Below are 10665 nucleotides of genomic sequence, written 5' to 3' on the forward strand. Positions count from 1 at the left end.
GAGCGGGGCATGAGCGAGGAATCCGCGCCACGGGCCGGGGGCCGGGTGCTGTTCGTCGACGACGAGCCGCAGCTGCTGCGCGCGATGCGGATCACCCTGCGCGCCCGCGGCTACGAGGTCCGCACCGCGGTCGACGGCGGGCACGCGCTGACGGAGGCCGCCGCCCACCCGCCCGACATCGTGCTGCTCGACCTGGGCCTGCCGGACATGGACGGCATCGAGGTCATCCACGGCCTGCGCGGGTGGACCGGCGTCCCGATCATTGTCCTGTCCGGGCGGACGGCCGGGCAGGAGAAGATCGCTTCACTGGACGCCGGGGCCGACGACTACATCACCAAGCCGTTCTCCGTCGAGGAGCTGCTGGCCCGGATGCGCGCCGTCGCCCGCCGGGCCCCGGCCGCCGAGACCGGGCCCACCGCGGACGTCGGCGACTACCGCGTGGACTTCGCGGCGAAGGCGGTGACAGCCCAGGCCGAGGGCGGGTCGGCCGTCCACCTGACCCCCACGGAGTGGCGGCTGCTGGAGGCGCTCGTCCGCAACCCGGGCAAGCTCGTCAGCAGCCGCGCGCTGGTCAGCCAGGTCTGGGGGCCGGCCTACGCCGCCGACACGTCGTCGCTGCGCCTCTACATCAACCGGCTGCGCCGCAAGCTCGAGCCGGACCCCACCCGCCCGCGCCACCTGACCACCGAGCCGGGGATGGGCTACCGCTACCAGCCCTGACCTCGCGTTCCGTCACCGGGGCGAGGCCGTGGCCGGCACCGGCTCGCGACCGGATCCGTGACCGGTGTGGCCGTTCCCGGTGCGTCCGGAGCCGGCCAGGATTTCTGACTTTAGTGTCAATTTTCTGGTAGACAGATTCCACGGACAGGCCCGCGGCGGACGTACGACGAGGTGACGACGATGCGCTTCATCTTTCACTACCCGGAGACCTCGGGCACCGATGGTGACATGCTCGATCCCGGTCCGTTACACGAAGTGGCGGCGGCCGCCGAGCGCGCCGGCTTCGACGGCTTCTCGCTGACCGAGCACCCGGTCCCCGGAGCCCGCTGGCTCGACAACGGCGGGCACCAGAGCCTCGACCCGTTCGTCGCGCTGGGCTACGTCGCGGCCGCGACCACCCGGCTGCGGCTGCTCACCTACCTGTCGGTCGCGCCGTACCGCAACCCGTTCCTGCTGGCCAAGGCCGCGGCGACCGTCGACAAGCTCTCCGGCGGCCGCTTCACCCTCGGGATCGGCACCGGCTACCAGAAGTCCGAGTTCTACGCGCTCGGTGTCGACATCGACGAGCGCAACACGCTGTTCGACGAGATCCTCGACGCGCTGCCGCTGCACTGGAGCGGTGAGCCGTTCAGCTACAAGGGCCTGCACTTCGACGCCCGCAACGTGATCGCCCGCCCGCGGCCCGTCCAGGACCCGATCCCGATCTGGATCGGCGGCAACTCGAAGCTGAGCCGGCGCAGGGTGGCGGCCCGCGCGCAGGGCTGGATGCCGATGTCCGGCGGCCCGCAGCTGGTCAACACGGCCCGCACGGCCTCGATCGGCTCGATCGGCGAGCTCGCCGGCATGATCCGCGAGGTGCGGGACACCGCCGCCGCGAACGGCCGGACCGACCTGATCGACGTGATGTACTCCTACTCGACCGCCATCTCGGCGGAGAACGTCAGCGAGGATCGTCACGGCGAAGCCCTGGCCGAGATCGAGAAGGCGGGCGTGACCTGGGCGGTGGTCTCGTCCCACACCCGGTCCGCCGCCGAGACCATCGAGTTCATCGAGGCCTTCGGCGCGGCCCACCTCTCGTGACGCGCGCCCGGATCTGAACGTCGGTCGCCGTGCCGAGTTCAGGTCGCGGGCGCGGTTGTGTCAGTCGGGTGGCGGGGCCGGTCGTGACGTCGTGCCGGTCGTGACGTGGAGTGGAGGCGCGGGTTCATGGGTTGGTTCGAGGACAGAGGCGGGCTGGCGGGCAGCGTCGCCGTGGTCACCGGGGGAGCGGGGGGCATCGGCGGGGCCGTGACCACCGACCTGGCGGCCAACGGCGTGCGCCTCGCGGTGGTCGACATCGACAAGGACGCGATCGACGCCCTGCAGGCCGCGCTGGATGAGCAGGGCGCCGAGGCGATCGTGCACCACGGCGACGCCCGCGACCCCGACGTGCTCGCGGCGCTGTTCGCCGCCGTCGACGAACGCTGGGGACGGGTCGACACCCTGGTCAACGTCGTCGGCGGCACCTTCCGCGCACCCTTCGTGGAGACCAGCCCGAACGGCTGGAACGCGCTGCTGCGCATGAACCTCATGCACGTGCTGCACGCCTGCTCGCTGGCCGCCCCCCGGATGCAGGCGGGTGGGCGCGGCGGCAGCATCATCAACCTGACCACCATCGAGGCGCACCGGGCCGCCCCCGGGTTCGCGGTCTACTCGGCGGCCAAGGCCGCGGTGGAGCAGTTCGGCCGGACCCTGGCCGTGGAGCTCGCCCCCGACCGGATCCGGGTCAACAACGTCGCCCCCGACTACACCCCGACTCCCAACATGACCAAGATGACAGGCGGCGACGGCGCGTACTCGACCGAGGTCGGGATCCGCGTCGGCATCCCGATGGGCCGGGCCGGCGAGGTCGCCGACGTGTCCGGCTGCGTGGTCTTCCTCGCCTCCGGTCTCTCGACCTATGTCACCGGCTCGACCCTGCACCCCGACGGCGGCACCTACGCCTCGTCGGGATGGCTGAACTGGCCGGGCACCGGTTTCTCGAACCACGCACCGTCGCACGTCCTGGCGAACCTGGGAGCGACCGGCGCCGACCCGTCGGCCGCAGGGGAAGCCGGCTAGGAGCTGCACCTCTCCTGAACTTCCGGAACCCCGCGACCGCGCGGACGGTCTGGGGGTCTGGGGGTCAGTCAGTGGCACCGGCGGGTGTTGAGCCGGGCGGCCTGGCGGGTCAGGTGGTCGCGTTCGGCGAGATTGGGTGCCTTCTGGGCCGCTTCGGCGTACAGCCGTGCCGCGGTCGCCAGGTTGCCGTCGCGTTCGTGGAGGTAGGCCGCCACCGCCGCGTGGCGGGGTAGTGAGTCGTCCAGCGCCGCGAGCGCCGCCAGGCCGGCGCGTGGTCCGTCGGCCTGGCCGACGGCCACCGCGCGGTTGAGTCGGACGACCGGGCTGTCGGTCAGGCGCGTGAGCTCGTCGTACCACTCGACGATCTGCACCCAGTCCGTCTCCTCGGCGGTGGGTGCGTCGGCGTGGAGTGCCGCGATGGCGGCCTGGGCCTGGAACTCGCCCAGCTGGTCGCGGGCGAGGGCCGCCTGCAGGATCGCGACGCCTTCGGCGATCGACGTGGTGTCCCACCGGCGGCGGTCCTGCTCGGCGAGGGGGATGAGGCTGCCGTCGGGCGCGGTCCGGGCGGCGCGCCGGGCGTGGTGGAGCAGCATGAGGGCGAGCAGCCCCGCCACCTCGGGGTGGTCGATCGCGGCCGCGAGCTGCCGGGTGAGCCGGATGGCCTCGGCGGCGAGGTCGACGTCGCCGGAGTAGCCCTCGTTGAAGACCAGGTAGAGGACGCGCAGCACGGTGGCGACGTCGCCGGGCTGGTCGAACCGCACGCCGGTGACGGTGCGCTTGGCCCGGCTGATGCGCTGCGCCATGGTCGCCTCGGGCACCAGGTAGGCCTGGGCGATCTGGCGGGTGGTCAGCCCTCCGACGGCGCGCAGCGTGAGCGCGACCGCGGACGACGGCGTCAGCGACGGGTGGGCGCACAGGAAGTAGAGCTGGAGCGTGTCGTCGACCGCGGGCGCGGGCCCGGGAGCCGGCTCCTCGTCGACGAGGTCCTCACGCCGGCGGCGGGCGGTGTCCGCCCGGGCCGCGTCGAGGAACCGGCGCCAGGCCACGGTGACCAGCCAGCCCTTCGGGTCCCGCGGCGGGTCGGCCGGCCAGACGCGGACCGCCTCGACCAGCGCGTCCTGCACGGCGTCCTCGGCCGCCGCGAAGTCGGCTCCGCGGCGGACGAGGATCCCGAGCACGCTCGGTGTGAGGCTCCGGAGCAGGACCTCGTCCACCCCGGAGGTCACTCCGTGACGGTTCACCTCGGAGGTCACTCCGTGATGGTGGGCGGCGCGGTCAGGAACGGGCGCACCTCGAGCCACTCGTGGATCGGCTTCCCGCCCGCCCCGGGAGCGGCCGACAGCTCCCCGGCCAGCTCGACGGCCCGCTCCTGGCTGTCGACGTCGATCACCATCCAGCCGGCGATGAGGTCCTTGGTCTCGGCGAACGGGCCGTCGGTGACCGGCGGGCGGCCCTCGCCGTCGTACCGGACCCACATCCCCTCGGGGGCGAGCGCCTGACCGTCGACGAACTCGCCGGTCCCCTCGAGCCGGGCCGCGAAGTCGTTCATGTACTGGATGTGGGCCGAGATCTCCTCCGGCGTCCACTGGTCCATGGGTACGTCGTTGACCGCGGCCGGGGCGCCGCGGTAGTGCTTGAGCAGCAGGTACTTGGCCATCGTGCTTCTCCTCGGTGCTGGTGCGACCCATCCTCGTCGCGTTCACCGCGGGGACGGAGCCAGCCACGGGTTCTCGACATCGCCGCCCGATTTTTTTCGGGTCCCGTAGATGTACCCGAGCGAGCCGCCTCGCGGTGTCCGGGGCCACGGCGTGGCGCAAGGGCGAGACGGGATCCCGACGTCGGCGGCGGCCAGCCACGCCAGGGGGGAACGCGCGAGCCCGGCGCGGTGGCGCTGCCATCCTGACCGGGGCCGGGATGGCGGTGGGTCCGGGTCCCACTGAACGTAGCCGCACGGCTGCGTCCAGTGGGCTGCCGCCGGCCAACACGGTCGCCATGTCGCCGACGTCGCGACGACGACGTCCGCATGACCGGGCAGGCCGTCGGTCTGTCTACCGGCGCGTCATACGACGGCGCGGACCGCTCGGTGGGCGGATCATCTGACCTCGCCGACTCTTTTCGGACGTCCGCTATTCAGCGAAAGACAATCGTGTTGTTGTCATTTCGGATCACACGATCCTCGCTGTGCCACTGTACTGCGCGGGATAGAACCGCCCTTTCCACGTCGGCCCCATGGCGCTGGAGATCGGCAATGGTATCGGCATGCGTCACCCGAACAACGTCCTGCTCGATGATCGGGCCCTCGTCTAGATCGGCGGTCACGTAGTGGGCCGTCGCGCCGATAAGTTTCACCCCACGCTCCTTTGCCTTGATGTATGGCCCGGCTCCGACGAAGGCCGGCAGGAAAGAATGGTGAATATTGATAATCGGCACGGCAACCTCTGTGATGAAGTCTGCCGACAGAATCTGCATATACCGTGCGAGGACGATGAAATCCACGTTACCTCGGAGCAAGCGCAGATGCACGGCTTCCGCGGCGGATTTTTCTGGGCCCGCGGAAGGCACATGAAAGAACGGAATCCCGAAACTGCGAACCTCGCTGGCCGAGTCCGGATGGTTCGAAATCACCATTGAGACAACGATCGGGAGTTGGCCTCGCCGCTGGCGCCACAGAAGGTCGAGCAGACAGTGGTCGGGCTTCGAGGCGAAGATCGCAACACGCTTCGGCACGGACATGTCACGGACCGAGAACTCCAGCCCGAGTTCCTTGGCCAGCTTCGTCGCAAGGTGTTTCTCAATGTCAGGCAGCACCGCCTTTAGATTGTCGAGACTGAAGACCGTCCGCTGGAAAAATGCGCCACCCTGCGGATTGTCGGAGTACTGGTCAAGCGAAACGATGTTCGCGCCGTGGGCACTCAGCACCGATCCGACTGCCGCGACGATACCGGTTCGGTCCTTTCCGTGAATGATAAGCGAGGCGTGATCCCGAGTAAGTGGAAGCGAAGTTCTCCCCGGCGCCGTCACCGGAATCGGCGTCATATCGGTCCTTCCTGAAAAATTCCGTAATCTACTTAGACGTAGCTCTGGGCCCGCCAAACAAGCAAAAGTAGAAGTTCGCGCCCGTCGTGGCGCCGTGCGTCGTGGCCACGCGCCGGCGCACGGATAGCTGATCAGGCCCCACTGTGCCCTGATCTTTCAGGGAAGCCCGCATTTCCCGCAATTCCCCGCGCCCGCGTCGACACCGAAGCGCGCAGCGTAACCCAGAGACCTCATGATACCGGCGGGTTCAGCCACTCCGATCTGGATCGGCAGATCGACACCCCGATCCCGTGCTGCTTCACCCGAGGTCAGGGAGCATGCCGGTTCGCGTCGGAATCCTGTTTTGATGAGGTGGATTCAAGTGGTCAAAGCGACGCATGCTTTGCCAGCAGCTCATCGAGCCTTGTCCGGTGACGTTTCGTCACGTTGCGTGCAACGGTGCCGTGATGGTGTGTTGGGTGTCAGACGGTCCTGTGGTACTCGGTATGGAGATGGACGGGTGGACCGTTCACCCGGTTCACCGCGCCCGCCGGGAACACGCCAGCGTCCGCTCCAAACGCCGACAACGCGCTGGGAGAATTCCCGACCACAAGTCGCCCGACCAATCCGAGAAGGATTGTGGTCAGAGTGCTACCCGAGGGTGATGGGGAGCTTCTCGTAGCCGCGGACGGTGCTGGTGTGCAGGCGGACCGCGCGGTCGTGGTCGACGTCCCATTCGGGGAAGCGGCGCAGGGTCTCCTGCAGCGCGACCCGCCCCTCGAGCCGGGCGAGGGAGGCACCGAGGCAGAAGTGCACGCCGTGGCCGAAGGAGACATGGCTGTCGAACCGGCGGTGGATGTCGAACCGGTCGGCGTCGGGGTACTTCCGTTCGTCCCGGCCGGCCGAGCCGGTGAGCAACAGGACCTTCGACTTGGCGGGGAGGACCGTGCCGTGCAGCTCCACCTCCCTGGTCAGCACCCGGCCCTGCACCGGGGACGGCGCCTCGTAGCGCAGCAGCTCCTCGATCGTGTTGCCGATCAGTGACGGGTCGGCGGCGATCTCGGCGCGCTGGTCGGGGTGCGCGGCCAGGACGAAACCCGCCCAGCCGAGCAGCCGGGCGACCGTCTCGGTGCCGGCGCTGACGAGCAGGTTCGTGAAGTCGGCGGCCTCCTGCGTGGTGAGGCGCCGGGAGCCGGTTTCGCTCTTGACCTCCGCCTCGACCAGAGCGGTCATCATGTCGTCGCGGGGCTGGCGGCGGCGGAGCTCGATCTGCTCGCTCCAGTAGGTGTGCAGCCTGATCTGGGCGCCGAACGAGATGTCGTTGATCATCCCGGCGCCTTCCTCGAGGTGGAAGGTCTGGTCGATGAGCTGGCGGACGTCCTCGCGGTCAGCCGGGTCGACCCCGATCAGCTCGGAGATGACCTTGGACGGGAGCTGGGCCGCGAAGTCCTGCACGTAGTCGAACCCGCTCCCGCCCACCTGCGGGTCGAGCATCTCGGCGCACAGGGCCCGGATGGAGTCCTCGAGCGCCGAGATCCGCCGGGGGGTGAACGCCCGGGAGACCAGGGTGCGCAGCTCGGTGTGCGTCGGCGGGTCGATGAAGATGATGAGCCCGGTCTGCATCGGCTCCGGCGACATGATCTCCAGGACGGTGCCGTGCGCCGAGCTGTAGGTCGCCGGATCCCGGTGGGCGGCCTCGACGTCGGCGTGCCGCGACAGCGCGAAGAAGTCGAGCCTGTCGTTGCGGTACACCGGCGCCTCGTCGCGTATCCGGCGCCACACGTCGTACGGCGCAAGGTGGATCACCTTGTCGAACGGATCCCAGCTTAGTTCCGTCATGACCGTGACTATGTCATAACTGGTACGGCTTTGATCCGTCCGCAACGTGCCTCTTGGTGCCGCTCTGTCCCGGTGCTGCGCCGCTACGTCTCCGCGCTGCGCCGATGGGCTCCTGCGCTGCGCTGATGGGTTCCGGCGCGGCTCACACGCCGTCGCGCTGGAGGAGTAGTACGCCGGACGGCGTGCCGCCGCCGGAGGTGACCACGGCCGTCCGCGCGTCGGCGACCTGGCGCTCGCCGGCCTCGTGGCGAAGCTGGGTGATCGCCTCGTAGAAGAACCCGTACCCGTGGGTGCGGCCCTCGGAGAGCTGGCCGCCGTGCGGGTTGACGGGTAGCTCGCCGTCGATCGCGATCCGCCGGCCCTGGTCCAGCCAGTCCTTGGCCTCGCCGATGCCGCAGAATCCCAGCGCCTCGATCCAGGAGATCGCGTTGAAGGTGAAGCCGTCGTAGACCAGGGCCAGGTCGACATCCGAGGGGCGCATGTCCGTTCTGGTCCACAGATGCGAGGACTGGCCCAGCACCTGCGGCTCGTGCGTGATGATGCCCTGGTCCCAGGAGACCCGCTCGAGGATCTGCGTCCCGACCGCCTCGACGCGGATGGCCGGCTTCGGCAGGTCGCCGGCCACCGAGGCGTCGGAGACGATGACCGCGATCGACGCGTCGCACGGGACGTCGCAGTCGTAGAGCCCGAACGGCGTCGTGATGGGCCGCGCCGACATGTAGTCGTCGAGGGTCAGCGGCTCCCGGTAGATGGCCGCCGGGTTGCGCGCCGCGCCGGCCCGGCCGTTGAGGGCGATCGCGGCGAGCATCTCCCGGTCGGCGCCGTAACGGTGGAAGTACTGGTTGGCGTTCATGGCGATCCAGTTCGCCGCCGACAGCGCCCCGAACGGCGCGCGCCACAGCGAGGAAGGGTTGGAGACCCGCGCGGGTGCCTGGCCCAGGCCGAGCGCCCGGTAGGTGGACTCCCACACCGTCCGGAAGCACAGGACATGCCGGCACAGGCCCGAGGCGACGGCCATCATCGCGGTGATGACCGAGCCACCTGGGCCGGGCAGGTCACCGCCGCCGTTCGTCCAGGTCGGGTGGATGCGCAGCGCCTCCTCGACGGCGCTCACTCCGCCCTCGCTCATTCCCGCCGCGCCGGCCCCCGGGTAGGTGGAGAGCCCGTCGATGTCCTCCAGCCGCAGGCCGGCGTCCTCGACCGCCTTGAGGCAGGCGTCGACGGTCAGTGACAGCGGGTCGACCATGAGCCGGCGCCCCATCGCCGAGCGCCCGATGCCGGAGAGGACCACGCGGTGCTCGAAGCGGTCCGAGCTCAGCGGCGCGCGGGGGGTGGGCAGGTTCGGCTCACCGACGCGGTCGGTCGGGTCGGTCGTGCCGGTCGGCTCGAACAGGGCGAGCCAGACGTCCTCGTGCTGCTCGAACCGGACGTCGACCTCCTGGCCGATGTGCACGTCCTTCGGCTCACAGCCGATGATGTTCGTGGTCAGCCGGACGCCGGCGTCCTCCGCCAGGGCCACGTTGGCGATCACGTACGGCGGCTTCATCGCCGGTGACCACTGCTGCGCGTTCACCGTGAACCCGACGACCGTGGCCCGGCCGGACACCGCCGTCGGCGCCCAGTTGCGGCTGCGGCACTTCGGGCAGATCGGCACCGGCGGGTGAACGAGCTGGCCGCAGTCGGAACAGCCCTGCACCCGCAGGGTGCCGTCGGCGCCGGAGGTCCAGAACCACTCGGTGGCGGGGGTGAGCTCGGGGAGTGGGCGCATCGCTGCTGGTCGTCCTCTCTGTGCCACGGCCGTCAGCGGGCCGGGGCCGTCTGTGTGCCGCGGCCGGCCGCGGCCGGGAATGTCCTGGTCACGGCGTAGACAGCGAGCCGGCCGCCGTCTCCGGAGTCCCGGACCTCGACCTTGCCGAGGCCACCGGATCCCACGGTCGCCGTCGCAACGGCGGGGCCGGTTCGCACCGGCCGCAGGTAGCGCAACGCCAGGACCGAAAGGCTGGTGGGGCCCGCGGCGAGGGACAACGCGGCCTCCTCGGCCGCCAGGGCGATCAGCCCGCCGTTGAGGCTGCGGGACGCGTTCAGCCCGTCGTGCCCGTGCGCCAGCACGGCGACGCCCGGCTCGCGGATCTCGCACCGCGCGCGCTCGGCGAAGGGGACCCGCAGCCGCCCGCGCTGCACGGGCAGCTCCCGGCGCCGCAGCATCTCCGGGTCCATCAGCATCGCCGGGTCGGGGGCCGCCATGAACGAGGCTACGCCGGCGGCGATGCCGCGGCCGTCGGCGCCGGTCAGCTCGATCTCGATGACCGCGACCGACTGGCCTTTCTTCACCAGGCGCCCGGCGGCGTCGACCCGCTCGAGCTCCCGCAGCGGTTCGTGGACGTGGATGTCGAGGTCGAGGGTGACCGGGACGCGCGGCTGGAGGAAGTCCAGCACCATGTATCCCGCGACGATGTCCGCCCAGGTGGCGAGGATCGACGTGCGGATGCTGGTCGTACCGGGCACGAACATCTCGGGAACGACGGCCGCGGACCCGTGGAGCTCGTCGCCCACGCGGGTCGTCTGGAATCCGAGCTCGTTGATGATGTGCGCGTCCGGCAGCCGCTCGTCACTGTTCGTGGTTGTCATTCCACCCTGTTCCGGGAAGGAGCCCCCGTGTTACCGCCGTCCCGCCGGGGGCGGTTAGCGACCGTGCCGGGTGCCGGCACCCGGCACCCGGCACGGTCATGCGTCGGGCCTAGCGGCCGGAGAGGAACCGGACGATCGGTGTGGCCGCGGGGAAGACCTCGGTGAGGCCGGCGGAGAAGTACCCCGAGTCGGTGACGATGGTGATGCCGTTGATGGCGGAGGCGGCGTCGCTGCAGAGGAACAGCAGCGGGTAGGCCTGTTCCAGGGGGGTCGCGGCCTCGATGCCCAGCTCGGCCCGGTAGTCGGTACCGAAGCCGAGCCAGGTCTCCTTGTTCGTCTGGGCCAGCGGGGTGTCGGTGGGGC

General features: G+C 70.3%; 9 protein-coding genes and 1 pseudogene. 3 read left to right on the forward strand and 7 right to left on the reverse strand.

Annotated elements, in window-relative coordinates:
- The first annotated feature begins 9 nt into the window (after positions 1–9).
- The 3 genes from E0504_RS42755 to E0504_RS42765 all read left to right on the forward strand — a co-directional run bounded on the left by E0504_RS42755 (position 10) and on the right by E0504_RS42765 (position 2820).
- The gene (locus tag E0504_RS42755; protein ID WP_071066788.1) at positions 10–720 is read left to right on the forward strand and encodes a response regulator; all 711 of its coding nucleotides are present in this window, start codon (positions 10–12) and stop codon (positions 718–720) included.
- Between the two features lie 180 nt (positions 721–900).
- Positions 901–1800 carry an LLM class F420-dependent oxidoreductase gene (locus tag E0504_RS42760; protein ID WP_112105412.1) on the forward strand — a complete coding sequence of 300 codons (900 nt, stop codon included), beginning with the start codon at positions 901–903 and terminating at the stop codon, positions 1798–1800.
- A gap of 126 nt (positions 1801–1926) precedes the next feature.
- The gene (locus E0504_RS42765; RefSeq protein WP_020461843.1) at positions 1927–2820 is read left to right on the forward strand and encodes an SDR family NAD(P)-dependent oxidoreductase; all 894 of its coding nucleotides are present in this window, start codon (positions 1927–1929) and stop codon (positions 2818–2820) included.
- 68 nt (positions 2821–2888) lie between these two features.
- Here E0504_RS42765 and E0504_RS42770 read toward each other — a convergent pair whose 3' ends face one another.
- The 7 genes and pseudogenes from E0504_RS42770 to E0504_RS42800 all read right to left on the reverse strand — a co-directional run.
- Positions 2889–4034, reverse strand: a complete 1146-nt coding sequence (locus E0504_RS42770) for an RNA polymerase sigma factor (protein WP_112105411.1) — start codon at positions 4032–4034, stop codon at positions 2889–2891.
- A gap of 35 nt (positions 4035–4069) precedes the next feature.
- Positions 4070–4477, reverse strand: a complete 408-nt coding sequence (locus tag E0504_RS42775; RefSeq protein WP_071060134.1) for a YciI family protein — start codon at positions 4475–4477, stop codon at positions 4070–4072.
- A gap of 473 nt (positions 4478–4950) precedes the next feature.
- A complete protein-coding gene (purU, locus tag E0504_RS42780; protein WP_112105408.1) occupies positions 4951–5856 on the reverse strand; it encodes a formyltetrahydrofolate deformylase in 906 nt (301 codons plus the stop codon).
- A 630-nt stretch (positions 5857–6486) separates the two neighbouring features.
- Entirely contained in the window at positions 6487–7674 is a 1188-nt protein-coding gene (locus E0504_RS42785) for a cytochrome P450 (RefSeq protein WP_112105407.1), read from the reverse strand.
- Between the two features lie 142 nt (positions 7675–7816).
- Positions 7817–9442: an OB-fold domain-containing protein gene (locus E0504_RS42790; protein ID WP_112105406.1), complete on the reverse strand. Its 1626-nt coding sequence runs from the start codon at positions 9440–9442 to the stop codon at positions 7817–7819.
- 32 nt (positions 9443–9474) lie between these two features.
- Positions 9475–10302, reverse strand: coding sequence for a PaaI family thioesterase (locus E0504_RS42795; protein WP_071060130.1), 828 nt, complete (start codon positions 10300–10302; stop codon positions 9475–9477).
- A 109-nt stretch (positions 10303–10411) separates the two neighbouring features.
- Positions 10412–10665: pseudogene (locus E0504_RS42800) on the reverse strand (short-chain dehydrogenase); the annotation flags it as partial.

The organism is Parafrankia sp. BMG5.11 (assembly GCF_004337455.1).